At 60.5% G+C, this 20,203-nt stretch carries 21 protein-coding genes; 19 read left to right on the top strand and 2 right to left on the bottom strand.

The features are described 5' to 3' along the window. The first annotated feature begins 153 nt into the window (after window positions 1-153). From iscR to IF189_RS22915, 19 genes are all read left to right on the top strand, one after another. Window positions 154-645 carry a Fe-S cluster assembly transcriptional regulator IscR gene (gene iscR, locus IF189_RS23005; RefSeq protein ID WP_007956690.1) on the top strand — a complete coding sequence of 164 codons (492 nt, stop codon included), beginning with the start codon at window positions 154-156 and terminating at the stop codon, window positions 643-645. Window positions 646-695: 50 nt separating this feature from the next. Next, window positions 696-1,910 (top strand): IscS subfamily cysteine desulfurase, encoded by a 1,215-nt coding sequence (locus IF189_RS23000; RefSeq protein WP_085709396.1) that lies wholly within the window; start codon window positions 696-698, stop codon window positions 1,908-1,910. Window positions 1,911-2,011: 101 nt separating this feature from the next. Next, on the top strand, window positions 2,012-2,398 hold the full coding sequence (iscU, locus tag IF189_RS22995) for a Fe-S cluster assembly scaffold IscU (RefSeq protein ID WP_064589074.1): 387 nt from the start codon (window positions 2,012-2,014) through the stop codon (window positions 2,396-2,398). Between the two features lie 28 nt (window positions 2,399-2,426). Beyond that, on the top strand, window positions 2,427-2,750 hold the full coding sequence (gene iscA / locus IF189_RS22990) for an iron-sulfur cluster assembly protein IscA (protein ID WP_003227904.1): 324 nt from the start codon (window positions 2,427-2,429) through the stop codon (window positions 2,748-2,750). An 8-nt stretch (window positions 2,751-2,758) separates the two neighbouring features. Beyond that, window positions 2,759-3,280 (top strand): co-chaperone HscB, encoded by a 522-nt coding sequence (gene hscB, locus IF189_RS22985; RefSeq protein WP_085709397.1) that lies wholly within the window; start codon window positions 2,759-2,761, stop codon window positions 3,278-3,280. A 51-nt stretch (window positions 3,281-3,331) separates the two neighbouring features. Then, window positions 3,332-5,197 (top strand): Fe-S protein assembly chaperone HscA, encoded by a 1,866-nt coding sequence (hscA, locus tag IF189_RS22980; RefSeq protein WP_192552315.1) that lies wholly within the window; start codon window positions 3,332-3,334, stop codon window positions 5,195-5,197. Next, the gene (fdx, locus tag IF189_RS22975; RefSeq protein WP_041071821.1) at window positions 5,197-5,538 is read left to right on the top strand and encodes an ISC system 2Fe-2S type ferredoxin; all 342 of its coding nucleotides are present in this window, start codon (window positions 5,197-5,199) and stop codon (window positions 5,536-5,538) included. Before hscA ends, fdx begins: the two co-directional genes overlap by 1 nt. A gap of 14 nt (window positions 5,539-5,552) precedes the next feature. Next, complete coding sequence (iscX, locus tag IF189_RS22970) at window positions 5,553-5,753, top strand: Fe-S cluster assembly protein IscX (protein WP_027619659.1); 201 nt, start codon at window positions 5,553-5,555, stop codon at window positions 5,751-5,753. Between the two features lie 88 nt (window positions 5,754-5,841). Next, on the top strand, window positions 5,842-6,267 hold the full coding sequence (gene ndk, locus IF189_RS22965) for a nucleoside-diphosphate kinase (RefSeq protein WP_003227894.1): 426 nt from the start codon (window positions 5,842-5,844) through the stop codon (window positions 6,265-6,267). Window positions 6,268-6,295: 28 nt separating this feature from the next. Then, the gene (rlmN, locus tag IF189_RS22960; RefSeq protein ID WP_085709400.1) at window positions 6,296-7,444 is read left to right on the top strand and encodes a 23S rRNA (adenine(2503)-C(2))-methyltransferase RlmN; all 1,149 of its coding nucleotides are present in this window, start codon (window positions 6,296-6,298) and stop codon (window positions 7,442-7,444) included. Window positions 7,445-7,456: 12 nt separating this feature from the next. Further along, window positions 7,457-8,215, top strand: coding sequence for a type IV pilus biogenesis/stability protein PilW (gene pilW / locus IF189_RS22955; protein ID WP_134828012.1), 759 nt, complete (start codon window positions 7,457-7,459; stop codon window positions 8,213-8,215). Further along, window positions 8,215-9,258, top strand: a complete 1,044-nt coding sequence (locus IF189_RS22950; RefSeq protein WP_134828011.1) for a helix-turn-helix domain-containing protein — start codon at window positions 8,215-8,217, stop codon at window positions 9,256-9,258. Before pilW ends, IF189_RS22950 begins: the two co-directional genes overlap by 1 nt. A 3-nt stretch (window positions 9,259-9,261) precedes the next feature. Then, a complete protein-coding gene (gene ispG, locus IF189_RS22945) occupies window positions 9,262-10,371 on the top strand; it encodes a flavodoxin-dependent (E)-4-hydroxy-3-methylbut-2-enyl-diphosphate synthase (RefSeq protein WP_007956680.1) in 1,110 nt (369 codons plus the stop codon). A 22-nt stretch (window positions 10,372-10,393) separates the two neighbouring features. Further along, window positions 10,394-11,683 (top strand): histidine--tRNA ligase, encoded by a 1,290-nt coding sequence (gene hisS / locus IF189_RS22940; protein ID WP_134828010.1) that lies wholly within the window; start codon window positions 10,394-10,396, stop codon window positions 11,681-11,683. Window positions 11,684-11,724: 41 nt separating this feature from the next. Next, window positions 11,725-12,366, top strand: coding sequence for a tetratricopeptide repeat protein (locus tag IF189_RS22935; protein ID WP_085734102.1), 642 nt, complete (start codon window positions 11,725-11,727; stop codon window positions 12,364-12,366). Then, window positions 12,359-13,510, top strand: a complete 1,152-nt coding sequence (gene bamB / locus IF189_RS22930; RefSeq protein WP_085709405.1) for an outer membrane protein assembly factor BamB — start codon at window positions 12,359-12,361, stop codon at window positions 13,508-13,510. The genes IF189_RS22935 and bamB overlap by 8 nt, the downstream gene beginning before the upstream one ends. Window positions 13,511-13,650: 140 nt before the next feature. After that, the gene (gene der / locus IF189_RS22925; RefSeq protein ID WP_085699823.1) at window positions 13,651-15,123 is read left to right on the top strand and encodes a ribosome biogenesis GTPase Der; all 1,473 of its coding nucleotides are present in this window, start codon (window positions 13,651-13,653) and stop codon (window positions 15,121-15,123) included. A 117-nt stretch (window positions 15,124-15,240) separates the two neighbouring features. Continuing rightward, window positions 15,241-16,389, top strand: a complete 1,149-nt coding sequence (locus IF189_RS22920; RefSeq protein WP_134828009.1) for a pyridoxal phosphate-dependent aminotransferase — start codon at window positions 15,241-15,243, stop codon at window positions 16,387-16,389. Next, window positions 16,377-17,168, top strand: a complete 792-nt coding sequence (locus tag IF189_RS22915; RefSeq protein ID WP_085734105.1) for an amidohydrolase — start codon at window positions 16,377-16,379, stop codon at window positions 17,166-17,168. The genes IF189_RS22920 and IF189_RS22915 overlap by 13 nt, the downstream gene beginning before the upstream one ends. Before the next feature lie 201 nt (window positions 17,169-17,369). On the opposite strand, the gene leuA is transcribed toward IF189_RS22915, so the two are convergent. Next, window positions 17,370-19,049: a 2-isopropylmalate synthase gene (gene leuA, locus IF189_RS22910; protein WP_085709408.1), complete on the bottom strand. Its 1,680-nt coding sequence runs from the start codon at window positions 19,047-19,049 to the stop codon at window positions 17,370-17,372. A 330-nt stretch (window positions 19,050-19,379) separates the two neighbouring features. Beyond that, window positions 19,380-20,201 carry a peptidoglycan DD-metalloendopeptidase family protein gene (locus tag IF189_RS22905; protein WP_134828007.1) on the bottom strand — a complete coding sequence of 274 codons (822 nt, stop codon included), beginning with the start codon at window positions 20,199-20,201 and terminating at the stop codon, window positions 19,380-19,382. Between the last annotated feature and the right edge of the window lie 2 nt (window positions 20,202-20,203).

Here is a 20,203-nt window from a genome sequence, read left to right as displayed (position 1 = left end):
GATGCCAGCCGGTGTGCCATTAAGCCGCAGACCCTGCTATCATTCGCGCGCTCTTTTGCGGGTAAACCCGACTAAAGCACTAGGTCTTATAGTTGACTTAAATGCTCGGGAATTGCATACTCCCGCCCATTCCGAACTCCGTGGTAATTGTCCATGCGACTGACTACAAAAGGCCGATACGCCGTGACCGCCATGCTTGACCTGGCGTTGCACGCGCAGCACGGGCCCGTGTCCCTGGCCGATATCTCCGAGCGCCAAGGCATCTCCCTGTCCTATCTCGAACAGCTTTTCGCCAAGCTGCGCCGCAGCAACCTGGTTTCCAGTGTTCGCGGTCCGGGCGGTGGCTACCAGTTGTCCCGCGACATGCAGGGCATCCAGGTCGCCCAGGTGATCGATGCGGTGAACGAATCGGTCGATGCAACAAAATGCCAGGGCCAGGGCGATTGCCATTCCGGCGACACCTGCCTGACTCATCACCTGTGGTGCGACCTGAGCCTGCAGATTCACGAATTTCTCAGCGGTATCAGCTTGGCCGACCTCGTAACTCGCCGTGAGGTGCAGGAAGTGGCCCAGCGTCAGGATCAGCGTCGTTGCAATGGCAAGGCGCCGCGCCTGGACAAGATTGAAGCGTCCGCCGTCGAATGACAGCCAGAGAGCTAGCGGCACGCCAGCCAGCCTGATTTAGGAGATAGTCCATGAAATTGCCGATTTACCTTGATTACTCTGCGACCACCCCGGTCGATCCGCGCGTTGCGCAAAAGATGAGTGAGTGCCTGCTGGTCGACGGAAACTTCGGTAACCCGGCGTCCCGTTCCCACGTGTTCGGCTGGAAGGCCGAAGAGTCCGTCGAAAACGCCCGTCGTCAGGTGGCCGATCTGGTCAACGCCGACCCGCGCGAAATCGTCTGGACCTCCGGTGCCACCGAGTCCGACAACCTGGCAATCAAGGGTGCGGCACATTTCTATGCCTCCAAGGGCAAGCACCTGATCACCTCCAAGATCGAGCACAAGGCTGTCCTCGACACCATGCGCCAACTGGAGCGTGAAGGTTTCGAGGTGACCTACCTCGAGCCGACCGAAGACGGTCTGATCACACCGGCCATGATCGAAGCCGCGCTGCGCGAAGACACCATCCTGGTGTCGGTGATGCACGTGAACAACGAAATCGGCACGGTCAACGACATCGCCGCCATCGGCGAGCTGACCCGTTCGAAAGGTATTCTGTTCCACGTCGACGCCGCTCAGTCTACCGGCAAGGTCGAAATCGACCTGCAGAAGCTGAAAGTCGACATGATGTCGTTCTCTGCCCACAAGACCTACGGTCCTAAAGGCATCGGCGCGCTGTACGTCAGCCGCAAGCCGCGTGTGCGCATCGAAGCGACCATGCACGGCGGCGGTCACGAGCGTGGCATGCGTTCCGGCACCCTGGCGACCCACCAGATCGTCGGCATGGGCGAAGCGTTCCGTGTAGCCAAGGAAGACATGGCTGCCGAAAACGTGCGCATCAAGGCGTTGAGCGACCGTTTCTACAAGCAGGTCGAGCATCTGGAAGAGCTGTACGTCAACGGCAGCCTGACCGCCCGCGTTCCGCACAACCTGAACCTGAGCTTCAACTACGTTGAAGGCGAGTCGCTGATCATGGCGCTCAAGGATCTGGCGGTTTCGTCCGGTTCGGCGTGCACCTCGGCGTCCCTGGAGCCTTCGTACGTGCTGCGCGCCCTGGGCCGCAACGACGAACTGGCACACAGCTCGATCCGCTTCACCTTCGGTCGTTTCACCACCGAAGAAGAAATCGATTACGCCGCGCAGAAAGTCTGCGAGGCCGTTACCAAGCTGCGCGCTCTGTCGCCGCTGTGGGACATGTACAAAGACGGCGTCGATATCTCGAAGATCGAGTGGGCGGCACACTAAACATAGAAGCCGCCGGATACGGATCCTGTAGCGACGCGGCGGTTTGCGCAGCGCAGTTGCAGGGTCTCAAGAGCGGCCCTGATGAGTGAGGATTGAGAATCATGGCTTACAGCGAAAAGGTCATCGACCACTACGAAAACCCGCGTAACGTCGGCAAGATGGACGCGGAAGATCCAGATGTCGGCACCGGCATGGTCGGCGCTCCGGCGTGCGGCGACGTGATGCGTCTGCAGATCAAGGTCAACGACCAGGGCGTTATCGAAGACGCCAAGTTCAAGACCTACGGTTGCGGTTCAGCTATCGCTTCCAGCTCCCTCGCCACCGAGTGGATGAAGGGCAAGACCCTGGACGAAGCGGAAACCATCAAGAACACCCAGCTGGCCGAAGAACTGGCACTGCCGCCAGTGAAAATCCACTGCTCGGTACTCGCTGAAGACGCCATCAAGGCGGCCGTTCGCGACTACAAGCAGAAGAAAGGCTTGATCTAAGCATTGGGCGACGAGTAAGGAGTCAACGATGGCTATCAGCATGACAGAAGCGGCTGCTCGACACGTGCGACGCTCCCTCGACGGGCGCGGCAAGGGTGAAGGGATTCGTCTGGGTGTTCGCACCACGGGCTGTTCCGGCCTTGCCTACGTGCTGGAGTTTGTCGACGAGGTGGTTGCAGAAGATCAGGTGTTCGAGAGTCACGGCGAAAAAGTGATTATCGACCCCAAGAGCCTGGCTTACCTCGACGGCACCGAACTCGATTTCGTCAAGGAAGGGTTGAACGAAGGCTTCAAGTTCAACAATCCCAACGTGCGCGGTGAGTGTGGCTGCGGCGAAAGCTTCAACATCTGAGGCTGGTCGTGGGAACTCCTTGTCATTTCGCTTTATTCGAGCTGCAACCGGGCTTTCGTCTGGATCTCGAGCAACTGGCCACGCGCTATCGCGAGCTGGCGCGCGGCGTTCATCCCGATCGTTTTGCCGACGCTTCCGAGCGTGAGCAGCGCTCGGCGCTCGAACAGTCCGCTCGGCTCAACGATGCTTACCAGACGCTCAAGAGCCCGGCACAGCGTGCGCGTTATCTGCTGACGATCAGCGGTCATGAAGTGCCGATGGAAGTCACGGTCCACGATCCCGAGTTTCTTCTGCAGCAGATGCAATGGCGCGAAGAGCTCGAAGATCTGCAGGACAGTGCCGACCTGGCGGGTGTCGCGACCTTCAAGCGTCGCCTGAAGACCGCCCAGGAGCAGCTGAACGAAAGCTTCGCAGCCTGTTGGGATGATGCAGCGCAACGCGAGCAGGCCGAACGCCTGATGCGGCGCATGCAGTTCCTCGACAAGCTCACCTACGAAGTGCGCCAGTTAGAAGAGCGCCTCGACGATTAACCCAGTGCCGCTCCGGTCGCACGCCTGATATACAGATAAGTCCTGATCACGATGGCCCTACTGCAGATCGCCGAACCCGGCCAAAGTCCTCAACCGCACCAGCGTCGTCTGGCTGTGGGTATCGACTTGGGCACTACCAATTCGCTGGTCGCTGCGTTGCGCAGTGGTCTTTCCGAGCCGCTGGCCGATGCCGAAGGACGGGTCATCCTGCCTTCCGCCGTGCGTTATCACGCCGATCGCGTCGAAGTCGGCGAGTCGGCCAAGCTGGCCGCGTCCTCCGATCCCCTGAATACCGTGCTGTCGGTCAAACGCCTGATGGGCCGTGGTCTGTCCGACGTCAAGCAATTGGGCGATCAGCTGCCGTACCGCTTTGTCGGCGGCGAATCGCACATGCCGTTCATCGACACCGTGCAGGGCCCGAAAAGCCCTGTCGAAGTCTCCGCCGATATCCTCAAAGTGCTGCGCCAGCGCGCGGAAGCGACCTTGGGCGGCGAGCTGGTCGGCGCGGTGATTACCGTTCCTGCCTATTTCGACGACGCTCAGCGCCAGGCTACGAAGGATGCGGCAAAACTCGCCGGTCTGAACGTGCTGCGCCTGCTCAATGAGCCAACCGCCGCTGCGGTGGCTTATGGTCTGGATCAACATGCCGAAGGCCTGGTCGCCATTTATGACCTGGGTGGCGGTACTTTCGATATTTCGATTCTGCGCCTGACCGGTGGTGTCTTCGAAGTTCTGGCAACTGGCGGCGACAGCGCGCTGGGTGGCGATGACTTCGACCACGCGATTGCCGGCTGGATCATCGAGAGCGCGGGCCTTTCCGCCGATCTCGATCCGGGCGCTCAACGCAATCTGCTGCAAACCGCTTGTGCGGCCAAAGAAGCCCTGACGAATGCCGGCAGTGTTGAAGTTGCTTATGGTGACTGGAAAGCACAGTTGACTCGCGAGGCCTTCGACGCACTGATCGAGCCGATGGTTGCCCGCAGCCTGAAAGCCTGTCGCCGTGCCGTTCGCGACTCCGGTGTCGAGCTGGAAGACGTGCATGCCGTGGTCATGGTGGGCGGTTCGACCCGCGTTCCGCGTGTTCGCGAAGCTGTCGCCGAAGCCTTCGGCCGTCAACCGCTGACCGAGATCGATCCGGATCAAGTGGTGGCCATCGGTGCTGCGATCCAGGCCGATACGCTGGCCGGCAACAAGCGCGATGGCGGCGAACTGCTGCTGCTCGATGTGATTCCGCTGTCTCTGGGGCTGGAAACCATGGGCGGCCTGATGGAGAAGGTGATTCCGCGCAATACCACCATCCCGGTTGCCCGCGCCCAGGACTTCACCACTTATAAAGACGGCCAGTCGGCCATGGCGATCCATGTGTTGCAGGGCGAGCGTGAGCTGATCAGCGATTGCCGCTCCCTGGCTCGCTTCGAATTGCGCGGCATCCCGGCGATGGTCGCGGGTGCAGCCAAGATTCGCGTGACCTTCCAGGTCGATGCCGACGGTCTGCTCAGTGTTTCTGCCCGTGAACTGGGCTCGGGCGTTGAGGCCAGCATCCAGGTCAAGCCGTCCTACGGCCTGACCGACGGCGAAATCGCCAAGATGCTCAAGGATTCGTTCCAGCACGCCAATGACGACAAGGTCGCTCGCGTTCTGCGTGAGCAGCAAGTCGATGCCCAGCGCCTGATCGAAGCGGTGCAGGGCGCTCTGGAAGCGGATGGCGAGCGTTTGCTCGACGCCGAAGAGCGCATGGTCATCGATCTGCAGGTGCAGGAACTGACTGAACTGATGAAAGGTACCGATGGTTACGCCATCGAGCAGCAGACCAAGCGTCTGTCGCAAGTAACCGATGCTTTTGCTGCCCGTCGTATGGATCAGACGGTGAAAGCCGCTCTGTCGGGGCGCAACCTGAATGAAATCGAGGATATCTGATGCCGCAGGTCATTTTTCTGCCACACGAGAAGTTCTGCCCTGAAGGCATGGTGGTCGAGGCTGAGCCCGGCACTTCGATTCTCGAGCTGGCCCATGAACACCACATCGAGATGGAAAGCGCCTGCGGCGGCGTCTGCGCCTGCACCACCTGTCACTGCATCATCCGCGAGGGTTTCGACTCGCTGGAAGAAGCTGACGAGTTGGAGGAAGATTTCCTCGATCGTGCCTGGGGGCTGGAAGCGCAGTCGCGTCTGGCCTGTCAGGCCATCGTCGGCGAGGAAGACCTCACCGTCGAGATTCCGAAATATTCGCTTAACCATGCGGCCGAAGCGCCGCACTGACTGGTAAGACTGTCATGAGCTACGGTTGGAATGATGTTCAACGTATTGCAGAAGAGCTGGCCGAAGCCAAGCCGGACGTCGATCCGCTCTCTGTCAATTTCGTCGACTTGCAGCGATGGATCATGGAGCTGCCTGATTTCGACAACACCTCTGGCCGGGTCGGCGAGAAAGTGTTGGAAGCGGTTCAGGCGCTCTGGATCGAAGAAGTAGACTGATCGTCCTTGCAGGTTAGGCAATACCCAAGAACCCGCGTATAATTCGCGGGTTTAATTTTTCGCAAATTACCGTTTCTGGAGTTACACCATGGCTGTTCAACGTACTTTCTCCATCATCAAGCCTGACGCCGTTGCAAAAGGCGCTGCCGGCGAAATCGTTACCCGTTTCGAAAAGGCTGGTCTGAAAGTGGTTGCTTCGAAAATGAAGCAACTGTCCAAAGCCGAAGCTGAAGGCTTCTACGCTGAGCACAAAGAGCGCGGTTTCTTCGGTGACCTGGTTGCTTTCATGATCTCCGGTCCGGTTGTCGTTCAGGTTCTGGAAGGCGAAAACGCCATCGCTCGCAACCGTGAGCTGATGGGCGCTACCAACCCTAAAGAAGCTGCTGCCGGCACCATCCGTGCTGACTTCGCTGAGTCGATCGACGCCAACGCCGTTCACGGTTCGGACTCCGAAGCCGCTGCCGCTCGCGAAATCTCGTACTTCTTCGCAGCTACTGAAGTAACCACTCGCTAAGCATTGGCTTAAGAGTGAAGGTGAATCCATGACTACATCGACTGTTAAAACCAACCTGCTGGGTCTGACCCAGCCGGAAATGGAAAAATTCTTCGACTCAATCGGGGAGAAGCGTTTCCGTGCCGGTCAGGTAATGAAATGGATTCACCACTTTGGCGTCGATGATTTCGACGCCATGACGAACGTCAGCAAGGCCTTGCGCGAAAAGCTCAAGGCTGTTGCTGAAGTTCGCGGTCCCGAAGTGGTCAGCGAGGACATTTCCAGCGACGGCACCCGCAAATGGGTGGTGCGTGTGGCGTCCGGCAGCTGTGTCGAGACCGTTTACATTCCCCAGGGCAAACGCGGCACTCTGTGCGTTTCGTCCCAGGCAGGCTGTGCCCTGGACTGCAGTTTCTGCTCCACCGGCAAGCAAGGCTTCAACAGCAACCTCACCGCCGCCGAAGTCATCGGCCAGGTGTGGATTGCCAACAAATCCTTCGGCAGTGTTCCGGCTACCATCGACCGCGCCATCACCAACGTGGTAATGATGGGCATGGGCGAACCGCTGCTGAACTTCGACAACGTCGTGGCTGCCATGCATCTGATGATGGATGATCTGGGCTACGGGATCTCCAAGCGCCGCGTGACCCTGTCCACGTCGGGTGTGGTGCCGATGATCGATGAGCTGGCCAAGCACATCGACGTATCCCTGGCGTTGTCCCTGCACGCACCGAATGACGCATTGCGTAACCAATTGGTGCCGATCAACAAGAAATATCCGCTTAAGATGCTCCTCGATTCGTGTGTGCGCTACATGTCCGCCCTGGGCGAGAAGCGTGTGCTGACCATCGAGTACACCTTGCTCAAGGACGTCAACGACAAGCTTGAGCACGCCGTGGAAATGATCGAGCTGCTCAAGGATATTCCGTGCAAGATCAACCTGATTCCGTTCAACCCGTTCCCGCATTCCGGGTACGAGCGGCCAAGCAACAACGCGATTCGCCGGTTCCAGGATCAACTGCATCAGGCAGGCTACAACGTGACCGTGCGCACCACCCGTGGTGAAGACATCGACGCGGCTTGCGGTCAATTGGTAGGGCAGGTGCTGGATCGCACCCGTCGCAGCGAACGTTACATCGCCGTGCGCGAATTGAGCGCCGACAGCGATCTGGCACAGAACGCCGCGAACACTAACTAAGAGAGGATCTCTATGTCCCTGCGCTTTGCGCTGCTGTTGCTGTTGGCCAGCCTGTGTGCTGGCTGTGTCCTGTCGGGTGATTACAACCCGATGAAGACCAGCAAGGGCCGCGACGAAGCGCGGGCTGCCTACGTGCAGCTGGGGCTGGGATACTTGCAGCAAGGCATGACCGAGCGGGCCAAGGTGCCGTTGAAAAAGGCCCTCGAGCTGGACGGTTCCGATCCCGACGCCAACGCCGCTCTTGGGCTGGTCTTTCAGTCCGAGATGGAGCCGAAGCTGGCCGACGAACACTTTCGCAAGGCGCTGTCCTCCCGTCCCGCCGATGCCCGCATCCTCAACAATTACGGCAGTTTTCTCTACGAAGAACAGCGTTACAAGGAAGCCTACGAGCGTTTTGAACAGGCCGCCGCCGATACCCTGTATCCTGAGCGTTCCCGTGTGTTCGAGAACCTCGGCATGACGGCGTCCAAGCTTGGCCAGCGTGATCTGGCCCGGCAGCAACTGGAAAAAGCATTGCGTTTGAACCGTCAGCAACCACGGGCGTTGCTGGAAATGGCTGAGTTGTCATTCGAAGACAGGCATTATGTGCCCGCGCGTGACTATTACGACCGTTTCAGCCAGCTGTCCGAGCAAAATGCACGTAGTCTGTTGCTCGCGGTTCGGTTGGCAAAAGTGTTTGAAGATCGCGACAAGGCCGCCAGTGCGGGCCTGCAATTAAAACGACTCTATCCCGGTACGCCGGAATATCAGCAATACCTGTCGGAGCAATGATGAAAGCGGCGCATCCCGAAGTTGTAGCAGCGAATCGCGTTAACCCCGGTGAGACCTTGCGCCAGGCCCGCGAAAGCAATGGCTGGTCGCTTGCCGAAGTGGCCCTCAAGCTCAACCTCACCGTGACTTCCCTGACCAACCTCGAAGCCGGTGCGTTCGACAAGTTGCCGGGGCATACCTTCGCTCGCGGCTATATTCGCGCCTATGCCAAATTGCTCGGCATGGATCAGGCGGTCCTGGTCCAGCAGTTCGACCAGTCCACCGGCACCGATTCCCAGGGCAGCAATGTCCACGCCCTGGGCCGGATCGAAGAGCCGGTTCGTGTTTCCCACACCATTTTGCGGATCGTCAGCCTGTTGCTGCTGATCGCGGTCATCGGCGGCGGCTTTGTCTGGTGGCAGGATCAGACCTCGCTGCGCACCAAGGACCTGACCAGTCTGGCCCCGGAGCACGTTGAAGTCGAAGGCGCCGATGGCACCACGCAGATTCATCCGATCGACGAGCCGGAAGACCAGGCCGTTACCGAAGGTCAGACCGAGGGCGCGACGGCGCTGGCACTGCCCCAATCGGAAACCGCTGCCGAGTCGACTGGCGCCGAGCCCGTCGTTCCGGCAACCGCACCGGCCGTACCTGCTGCCCCGGCGGCGACGCCAGCCGCTCCGGCCCATGCCCCGGCCCCGGTTGTCGGCACTCCGGCTGCACCTGCCCCCAATGTTCCGGCGACTCCGGCACCGACCGTCACCGCACCCGTTGTCCCGGCCACCCCGGCACCCACCGCAGAAACCGCTGCTCCGGCAGCAGGCGAAGGTCAGGTGCAACTGCAGTTCACCGCTGATTGCTGGGCACAGGTCACCGATGGTCGCGGCAAGGTTCTGTTCAGCGGTCTGAAACATAAAGGCGACAGCGTCTCCGTGGCAGGCAAGCCACCGCTGGCTGTGCGTCTGGGTGTTGCCCGGGCAGCGCAGGTCAGTTACAACGGCCAGCCGGTCGATGTCGCTCCGTTCACCAGTGGCGAGACTGCTCGCCTGAAGTTGGGTCAATAAGTCATGCACGGTGAATCTCCAATCAAACGTCGCGAATCGCGCAAGATCTGGGTCGGTAACGTGCCTGTGGGCGGCGATGCACCTATCGCGGTGCAGAGCATGACCAACAGCGACACCAACGATGTCGCGGCCACCGTCGCCCAGATCAACCGTCTGGAAGCCGCTGGCGTCGACATCGTTCGCGTATCGGTGCCGGACATGGACGCCGCCGAGGCGTTCGGCAAGATCAAGCAACTGGTCAAGGTGCCGCTGGTTGCCGACATTCACTTCGACTACAAGATCGCTTTGCGCGTGGCCGAACTGGGTGTGGACTGCCTGCGCATCAACCCGGGCAACATCGGTCGCGAAGACCGCGTGCGTGCGGTGGTCGATGCCGCCCGTGACCGCGGGATTCCGATCCGCATCGGTGTCAACGCCGGTTCTCTGGAAAAAGACCTGCAGAAGAAATACGGCGAACCGACCCCGGCCGCGCTGGTCGAGTCCGCGCTGCGTCACGTCGAGCACCTCGAACGCCTGAATTTCCAGGACTTCAAGGTCAGCGTAAAGGCTTCCGACGTGTTCATGGCCGTCGAAGCCTACCGCTTACTGGCAAAAGAAATCGTCCAGCCGCTGCACCTGGGCATCACCGAAGCCGGTGGATTGCGCTCCGGTACAGTGAAATCCGCCGTGGGCCTAGGTATGCTGCTCGCCGAGGGGATTGGCGATACCATCCGCATCTCGCTGGCGGCCGATCCGGTCGAGGAAGTGAAGGTCGGTTACGACATCCTCAAGTCTTTGCATCTGCGTTCCCGTGGCATCAACTTCATCGCCTGCCCGAGCTGCTCGCGGCAGAACTTCGATGTGGTCAAGACCATGAACGAGCTGGAAGGGCGCCTTGAAGACCTGCTGGTGCCGCTGGATGTTGCGGTGATCGGCTGCGTGGTCAACGGCCCCGGCGAAGCCAAGGAAGCCCATATCGGCTTGACCGGCGGTACGCCGAACCTGATTTACATCGACGGCAAGCCGTCGCAGAAACTGACGAATGACAATCTGGTGGACGAGCTGGAAAAGCTGATCCGCGAGAAGGCGGCCGAGAAGGTCGAAGCCGACGCAGCGGTCATCGCGCGCGGCTGATCGAACGAATTAAGGAATTTCTGTGAGCAAGTCCCTGCAAGCCATTCGTGGCATGAACGACATCCTGCCGGAACAGACCCCGGTATGGCGCTACTTCGAAGGCACCGTTTCGCGTTTGCTGGATAACTACGGTTACAAGCAGATCCGCATGCCGATCGTCGAATTCACCGAGCTGTTCAAGCGCTCGATCGGCGAAGTGACCGACATCGTCGAAAAAGAGATGTACACCTTCGACGACCGCAACGGCGACTCCCTGACCCTGCGTCCGGAAGGCACCGCCGCATGCGTGCGTGCGGTGCTCGAGCACGGCATCACCGGCGGTGGCCAGGTGCAGAAACTCTGGTACATCGGCCCGATGTTCCGTCACGAGCGTCCGCAGAAAGGCCGTTATCGCCAGTTCCACCAGATCGGTCTGGAAGTCTTCAACCTCGACGGTCCGGATATCGACGCCGAGCTGATCATCATGACCTGGCGCCTGTGGGGCGAACTGGGCATCCGTGATGCCGTCAAGCTCGAACTCAACAGCCTGGGCACCAGCGAGTCCCGCGGCCGTTATCGTGAAGCGCTGGTCGAGTACCTCTCGGCGCACCACGACAAACTGGACGAAGACAGCCAGCGTCGCCTGAAAACCAACCCGCTGCGCGTGCTCGACACCAAGAACGCCGACACCCAGGCGGTGCTGGTCGATGCGCCGAAAATGGCGGATTACCTGGATGACGAGTCCCGTGCCCACTTCGAAGGTCTGAAGTCGCGTCTGGATGCCGTCGGCATTCCTTACGTGCTCAACCCGAAACTGGTGCGCGGTCTCGATTACTACAGCAAAACCGTATTCGAATGGGTCACCGACAAGCTCGGCGCCCAGGGCACTGTGTGCGCGGGCGGCCGTTACGACGGTCTGGTCGAGCAGATGGGCGGCAAGCCGACCCCGGGCGTCGGTTTCGCCATGGGTATCGAACGTCTGGTGCTGATGCTGGAAACCCTGGAGCAGATCCCGCAAGAACTCGCCCGTCAGGTCGACGTCTACCTCTGCGCCTTCGGCGAAGAGGCGGAGCTGGCCGGTCTGGCTCTGGCCGAGCGTGTACGCGACCAGTTGCCCAACCTGCGCCTGCAAGTCAATGCCGGCGCCGGCAGCTTCAAGAGCCAGTTCAAGAAAGCCGACAAGAGCGGTGCGCTGTACGCACTGATCCTCGGTGACGACGAAATGGCCCAGCAAGTGGTAGGTTTCAAACCCCTGCGTGGCCAGGGCGAACAACAAAGCATTGCCTGGGATGCGCTTGCCGCTCACCTGGCCACCTGCGTCGTGCAGGGTTGAAGCTGTTTAAACAGCCGATTTAGCGATTAAGGAGTATTGGGGTGTCGAGTACCGAAGACGAACAGTTGGCGGATTTGAAGGACTGGTGGACACGCAACGGCAAACCTCTGGTCACTGGCGGCCTGTTGGCGCTGGTCATCGTGTTCGGCTGGCAGGCATTTCACAAGTATCAGAGCAACCAGTCGCAAGGCGCCTCGGTGCTCTATCAGCAATTGCTGGAAACCACGCTGACCCCGGACGGCAAGCCTGACGCCGCGCGCGTTGCGGATCTGGCCGGCAAGCTCAACAGCGAGTTCGGCGGTACTGCCTACGCGCAGTACGGCAGCCTGTTCGTGGCCAAGGTTGCGGTCGACAGCGGCAAGCTGGACGACGCGGCGACCGAACTGAAAGCCATTGTTGCCAAACCGGCCAACGCGGCGCTGGGCGAAATCGCCCGTCAGCGTCTGGCGCAGGTGCTGGGTGCACAGAACAAGGCTGATGAAGCCCTGAAACTGCTTGAAGGCGATGCCGACAAGTCGTTCCTGGCCACCCGCGAAGAACTCAAGGGCGACCTGCTGGTACAGCTGGGCCGCACTGACGAAGCGAACGCGGCGTATCAAAAAGCCAAGGCGGCACTGTCGGATGAAGCGGCAGTCGGCGGCCTTCAAATCAAGCTGGACGACCTGGCCAAAGGGGATGCGTGACGTGATCGGTTGGAAGCATGCAGCATTGCTGGCTCTGGCCATTCTGGCCACGGGTTGCAGCAGCAACAGCACAAAAGAACTGCCACCAGCCGAACTGACTTCCTTCAAGGAAGAAGTGGTTCTGCACAAAGTGTGGAGCCGTTCGATCGGTGACGGTCAGGGCGAAACCTACAACATGCTGGTGCCGGCGATCGATGGTGACACCATCTACGCCGCCGACGTGACCGGCATCGTGATGGCCATGGATCGCAGCAACGGCGACGTGAAGTGGAAGAAAGAACTGGATGTGCCAGTCTCCGGCGCCGTCGGCGTGGGTTACGGTCTGGTTCTGGTCGGCACGCTGCGTGGCGACGTCATCGCTCTCGACACCATCAACGGTGAAGAGAAGTGGCGCGCTCGGGTGACCAGTGAAGTATTGGCGCCACCAGCCAGCAACGGCGACATCGTGGTCGTGCAGACCCAGGACGATCGTCTGATCGGTCTGGATGCCTCCACCGGTCACCAGCGCTGGGTGTATGACAGCACCCCGGCCGTACTGACCCTGCGTGGCACCAGTGCGCCGCTCGCGACCAACCGCCTCGCGGTGGCTGGCCTGTCGACCGGTAAAGTGGTCGCTCTGGACATTTCCAACGGCGTGCCGGTCTGGGAACAACGGATCGCGATTCCACAAGGTCGTTCGGAACTGGAGCGCGTGGTCGACATCGACGGCGGTCTGCTGCTGTCCGGCGGCACACTGTACGTTGCCAGCTATCAGGGTCGCGTTGCGGCACTGGACCTGGAAAGCGGTCGTCAACTCTGGCAGCGCGATGCGTCGAGCTACGCCGGTATCGCCCAGGGTTTCGGCAACGTCTACGTGAGCCTGTCTTCGGGCACCGTTGAAGGCGTCGACGAGCGTTCGACCACTGCACTGTGGACCAACGATTCGCTGGCCCGCCGTCAACTGTCGGCTCCGGAAGTGTTCTCCAGCTACGTTGCAGTCGGTGACCTGGAAGGTTACCTGCATCTGCTGAGTCAGGTGGACGGTCGTTTCGTCGGCCGCGAGCGCATCGACAGCGACGGCCTGCGTGCCCGTCCGCTGGTGGTGGGTGACACGATTTACGTGTATGGCAACAGCGGCAAACTGGAAGCCCTGACCATCAAGTAATGGTTTGACTATGCTTGGGGTTGAACCCCAAGCGGCCCTGCTCCGGCAGGGTTTGCAACACCCATGGGTGTTGCCCCGAGCACCAGCCGCTGCCTCGCAGCGGCTTTTGTATTTTCTGAAATAACGAAGTGGAGAGCCGCATGGTTCCCGTAATCGCCCTGGTGGGCCGACCGAACGTCGGCAAGTCCACCTTGTTCAACCGCCTGACCAGGACTCGCGACGCCATCGTCGGCGACTTGTCCGGTCTGACCCGTGATCGCCAGTACGGTGAGGCCAAGTGGCAAGGGCGTTCCTACATTCTGATCGACACCGGCGGTATCTCCGGTGACGAGCATGGTATGGACGAAAAAATGGCCGAGCAGTCGCTGCTGGCCATCGAAGAAGCGGATGTCGTTCTGTTCCTGGTAGATGCCAAGGCCGGTTTCACCGCCGCCGACCAGATGATCGGCGAACACCTGCGCAAGCGTAACAAGCGTTCCTACGTGGTCGCCAACAAGGTCGACAACATCGACCCGGAAATGGCTCGCGCCGAATTTGCCCCGATGGGCATGGGCGATGCGATCCCGATTGCCGGCGCCCATGGTCGCGGCATCACTCAATTGCTGGAAATCGCCCTGAGCGAATTCCCGAAAGATGAGGACGAGCCACAGGAAGGCGAGGAGCAGGAAGAAGTCGCCGAAGGCGAGGAAGCCAAGCGCATTCCAGGCCCGAGCGAAAAGGACGGCATCAAGATCGCCATCATCGGCCGGCCGAACGTCGGCAAGTCGACGCTGGTCAACCGCATGCTGGGTGAAGAGCGGGTGATCGTCTACGATCAGCCGGGCACCACTCGCGACAGTATCTACATCCCGTTCGAGCGTAACGACGAGAAGTACACACTGATCGACACTGCCGGTGTGCGCAAGCGCGGCAAGATCCACGAAGAAGTCGAAAAGTTCTCCGTGGTCAAAACCCTGCAGGCGATCAAAGACGCCAACGTGGTGATCTTCGTGATGGACGCCCGCGAAGGTGTGGTCGACCACGACCTCAACCTGTTGGGCTTTGCACTTGAGTCCGGCCGTGCGCTGGTCATCGCGCTGAACAAGTGGGATGGCATGACTCCGGGCGAGCGTGACTATGTGAAGACCGAGCTGGAACGCCGGTTGTTCTTCGTCGATTTCGCCGACATCCACTTCATCTCGGCCCTGCACGGTACCGGCGTGGGCAACCTCTACGCTTCGGTGCAGAACTCGTTCAAGTCGGCGGTCACCCGCTGGCCGACCAGCCGCCTGACCCAGATCCTCGAAGACGCGGTCAGCGAGCACCAGCCACCGATGGTCAACGGCCGCCGGATCAAGCTGCGTTATGCCCACCTCGGTGGCGCCAACCCGCCGCTGATCGTGATCCACGGCAACCAGATCGAGAAAGTGCCGAACTCGTACGTGCGCTATCTGGAAAACACTTACCGCCGCGTGCTCAAACTGGTCGGTACGCCGATCCGTATCGAGTTCAAGGGCGGCGAGAACCCGTACGAAGGCAACAAGAACACGCTGACCGACCGCCAGGTCAACAAGAAGCGTCGTTTGATGTCGCACAACAAGAAGGCCAGCAAGAAGCGCCGCGACAAGCGCTGATCCCGGTCATCAAGAGAGAAGGGCGCCGTCTGGCGCCCTTTTTTTATGGGCGCCGGATGGGCTATCCTCGGGCTCTCCCGCGCCGTCGTCAGTGCCGGGGCAGAGCAGGGAACCCCGATGATCAACAGCAAGCTGCCGAATGTCGGCATCACTATTTTCACGCAGATGTCTCAGCTCGCGGCACAGACCGGAGCCATCAACCTGTCCCAGGGTTTTCCCGATTTCGACGGCCCGCAGTCGCTGCGCGATGCGGTCGGTCGGCACATCGCCAGCGGCCATAACCAGTATTCACCCATGACCGGTCTGCCGGCCCTGCGCCAACAGATTGCGGCTAAGATCGCCCGCAGCTACGGCGTGAATGTCGATGCCGATCACGAGGTGACTGTCACCCCCGGCGCGACCCAGGCGATCTTCTGTGCAATCCAGGCGGTTATCCACAGCGGCGATGAAGTCATCGTGTTCGACCCGGCCTACGACAGCTACGAGCCGTCGGTGGAGCTGGCCGGCGGGCGCTGCGTGCATGTGCAACTCGGTCTGGATGATTTCTCCATCGACTTCGACAAGCTCAGTGCAGCGCTGAGCCCGCGCACGCGGATGATTATCCTCAACACTCCGCACAACCCGAGCGGCGCCCTGATCAGTCGCGCCGAGCTGGACCAGTTGGCGGCGCTGATCCGCGATCGCGACATCTATGTGATCAGCGACGAAGTCTACGAACACCTGGTGTACGACGGCGTTCCGCATGTGAGCGTGCTGGCCCATGAAGAGTTGTATCAGCGCGCATTCGTGGTCAGCTCGTTCGGCAAGACCTATCACGTCACCGGCTGGAAAACCGGCTACGTCGTGGCGCCGCCAGCGCTGACTGCCGAGCTGCGCAAGGTGCATCAGTACGTCAGCTTCTGTGGCGTGACGCCGCTGCAATATGCGTTGGCCGATTACATGGCCGAGCATCCGGAACACGTCGAAGAACTGCCGGGTTTCTATCAGGCCAAGCGTGATCTGTTCTGTGATCTGCTGACACCGTCGCGATTCAGCTTCACCCGGGTCACCGGCACCTATTTCCAACTGGTCGATTATTCGCAGATCCGTCCCGACCTGAACGATGTCGAGATGGCGATGTGGATGACTCGCGAACATGGTGTGGCGAGCATCCCGGTGTCGGTGTTCTACCAGAATCCACCTGAAGGCCAGCGCCTGGTGCGCCTGTGCTTCGCCAAACGCGAGGAGACGCTGCGGGAAGCGGCGGCAAAACTATGCGTGATCTGAGTGCTTTGCCCGATCTCAACCTGGCGCTGATCCAGACCAGCCTGGCCTGGCATGACCGTCAGGCCAATCTTGAGCATTTCGACGCTCTGCTGGAGCAGGCGCGTGGTGCGGATCTGATTATCCTGCCGGAAATGTTCACCACCGGATTCTCCATGGAATCCGAAACCCTGGCGGAAGCCGAAAACGGCCCGACCAGCAAATGGATGAAGGCACAGGCGGCGAAGCTCAATGCGGTGATCACCGGTAGCGTGATCATTCAGGCCGCCGACGGCAGCCATCGCAATCGCCTGCTATGGGCGCGCCCCGACGGCGAAGTGTGGCATTACGACAAGCGCCATCTGTTCCGCATGGCCGGCGAGCACAATCACTACACGCCCGGCGAACGCCAGGTGCAGTTCGAACTCAAGGGCTGGCGCATCCGGCCGCTGATTTGCTACGACTTGCGTTTCCCGGTGTGGAGCCGCGATGCACAAGACACCGACCTGCTGCTGTACACCGCCAATTGGCCGGGCGCGCGGCGTCTGCACTGGAACCGTTTGCTACCGGCGCGGGCGATTGAAAACCTGTGCTACGTCGCGGCCGTGAATCGTGTTGGCACCGACGGCAAGGGTTTTGCCTACACCGGCGACAGTCAGGTGCTGGACTTCCAGGGCGAGACCTTGCTGGCGGCGGGGGAGGCGGACGGGGTGTTCAAGGCTGTGCTGGAAGCTGCACCGCTGGCGGCTTACCGCGAGCGATTTCCGGCGAATCTGGATGCGGACACGTTTGAGTTCACCTGATTTTTTGCGTTGTCAGTGCGGACCCCATCGCGGGCAAGCCCGCTCCCACAGGTTTTTTGGTGTAAGTAACATTGAGTACACACCGATCACTGTGGGAGCGGGCTTGCCCGCGAAGAGGCCAGTTCAGGCAACATAAAGCCAGCAGGCATAAAAAAGGCCCCGGAGTTCGCACTCCGGGGCCTTTTGCATTTCAGCGGTGAGTTACGCCGCTTTCGCTTCCGGCTGGCTCAGTGAGCGGTTCAGCGCGCTGAACAGGGCCTTGAAGCTGGCGGTGGTGATGTTTTCATCGATACCCACGCCGTGCACGGCACGTTCGCCATTCACACGCAACTCGATATAAGCCGCTGCCTTGGCGTTGGTGCCCGCGCCGATGGCGTGTTCGTTGTAGTCCATGATCTCCACCGGAATCGGCAGGCCGGCCACCAGTGCTTCCAGCGCACCGTTGCCCTTGCCGCGCCAGTGCAGGTTGGTTTCGCCCTGGCCCTTGCTCGCCACTTCCACCTCGACGGCGCTGTGGCCGTTTTCTTCCTGCAGGCGATGGCTGACCAGCGCATACGGGGTGTTGGCTTGCAGGTACTCGGTGTGCAACAGCGAGTGGATCTGCTGGGCGGTCATTTCCAGGCCCAGACGATCGGTTTCACGCTGTACGACCTGGCTGAACTCGATCTGCATGCGGCGCGGCAGGCTGATGCCGTATTCCTGCTCCAGCAGGTAGGCGATACCGCCCTTGCCCGACTGGCTGTTGACGCGGATCACCGCCTCGTAGCTGCGGCCGATGTCGGCCGGGTCGATCGGCAGGTACGGTACTTCCCACAGGGTGTCCGGTTTCTGCTGGGCGAAACCCTTGCGGATCGCGTCCTGGTGGGAGCCGGAAAACGCGGTGTGCACCAGGTCGCCGACGTACGGGTGACGCGGGTGTACCTGAATCTGGTTGCACTCTTCGACGACTTTGCGCACGCCGTCGATGTCGGAGAAGTCCAGTTGCGGGTCGAGACCCTGGGTGTACATGTTCAGTGCCACGGTCACGAGGTCGACGTTACCGGTACGCTCGCCGTTGCCGAACAGGCAACCTTCGACGCGGTCGGCGCCAGCCATCAGGCCCAGCTCGGTGGCGGCCACGCCGGTGCCACGGTCGTTGTGGGTGTGCAGACTGATGATCACGCTGTCACGACGGTTGATGTTGCGATGGAACCACTCGATCTGGTCGGCGTAGACGTTCGGGGTCGCACATTCAACGGTGGCCGGCAGGTTGAGGATGATCTTGTGCTCGGGCGTCGGGTTCCAGACTTCGATTACCGCGTCGCAGACTTCCTTGGCGAATTCCAGCTCGGTGGCGCTGAAGGTTTCCGGCGAGTATTCGAAGGTCCACTCGGTGTCCGGCTGCATGGCTGCATATTTGACGAACAGCTTGGCGGCGTTCACGGCGATGGCCTTGATGCCGTCCTTGTCCTGGTTGAAGACGATGCGACGGAAAGAAGGGGAGGTGGCGTTGTACAGGTGAACGATCGCCTTTTTCGCCCCGCGCAGGGATTCGAAGGTGCGCTCGATCAGATCTTCACGGCCCTGGGTCAGCACCTGGATGGTGGTGTCGTCCGGGATGTGGCCGTCTTCGATCAGGGTGCGCACGAAGTCGAAGTCGGTTTGCGAAGCCGCCGGGAACGACGCTTCGATTTCCTTCACACCGACCTGCACCAGGGTTTTCCAGAAGCGCAGCTTTTTCACCGCGTCCATCGGCTCGATCAACGACTGGTTGCCGTCACGCAGGTCGGAGCTGCACCAGATCGGCGCGGCATCGATGGTTTTCGACGGCCAGGTGCGATCCGGCAGGTTGATCACAGGAAACGCGCGGTATTTCGAAGACGGGTCTTTGAGCATGCTCATCGGGAAATTCCTTATTGTCTGGGCCGAAAAGAGGCGGCCTGCCGGTGGAACGAATGTTCGGAGAAGCTTGGGACGAGGCGCAGCGTTTCAGCCCGGCAGTCGTGCGCTGACAAGGCACAGGCTGCGGTGCTGGCGAAGCTGAATAAGGGTGTGAGAGGTTTTCATGCCTTCAACCCTAACCGCGGGGGATGAGGATGGCAAGCAGTCGAAAAAAATTGAGAGGAATACCCGGAAAGCGGTTTTTTCCGAGATTTTATTCTTGATATGGCGGTTATTGTTGGCGGGGATTGCGCGGACCATTCGTCGCGCGCAATCCCCGCTGGGGGCGAATCAAGGTTGAAATGCGCCGATAAAGATTGCCGGATCGACCCGCGCGTCGTTCAGGCTGACATTCCAGTGCATGTGCGGCCCGGTCGCCCGACCTGTGGCGCCAACCTTGCCCACCACTGCGCCGCGAGCCAGTTGCTGGCCGTTCTGCACATCGATCTTCGACATGTGGCAGAACATGCTGATGAAGCCCTGGCCGTGGTCGACGAACACGGTGTTGCCATTGAAGAAGTAGTTGCCGATCAGGATCACCTTGCCTGCCGCTGGAGTCTTGATCGGTGTGCCGGCCGGCACCGCGAAGTCGAGGCCGGCGTGCGGGTTGCGTTCTTCGCCGTTGAAGAAGCGGCGTACGCCGAACTTGCTCGACAGCGGCCCGTTGACCGGTTTGTCCAGCAACAGGTTGCTCGGTGTGTTCGGGCTGAAGCTGCGGTAGGCCTTGATCTGCTCGGCCAGTTCACCCTCGATGCGCTTGAGGTTCGCCGGGTTCGGATTGACCTGCTGGGTGTTCTTCAGCGTGATGTGCTGTTCCGGGTACTTCTTGTTGCCGACATTGAAGTTGAGGTTCCGGCCGCCGCTGCTGATCTGCTGAACGCCGGGTTTGACGGTCAACGGAACGCCGACAATCGCCAGCCAGTTGTTCTGTTCCTTGACCACCAATACCGGTTTGCCCTGATACGTGGCTTTCGGTGCCTGCACGGCGGTGCCCAGATCGACGACCGCCACGCCACCCGGCACCGGCTTGTTCAGCAGGCGAGTGATGTAACTGTCGGCGTGGGCGTTGACGGTCAGGCACAGCAATAACAGCGGAGCGAGAAAACGCGGCATGG

The organism is Pseudomonas sp. IzPS59, from assembly GCF_014863505.1.
Taxonomy (GTDB): domain Bacteria; phylum Pseudomonadota; class Gammaproteobacteria; order Pseudomonadales; family Pseudomonadaceae; genus Aquipseudomonas; species Aquipseudomonas kribbensis.
Note: the sequence above shows the minus strand (reverse complement) of the source record. Positions and strands in the feature narration are given on the sequence as shown.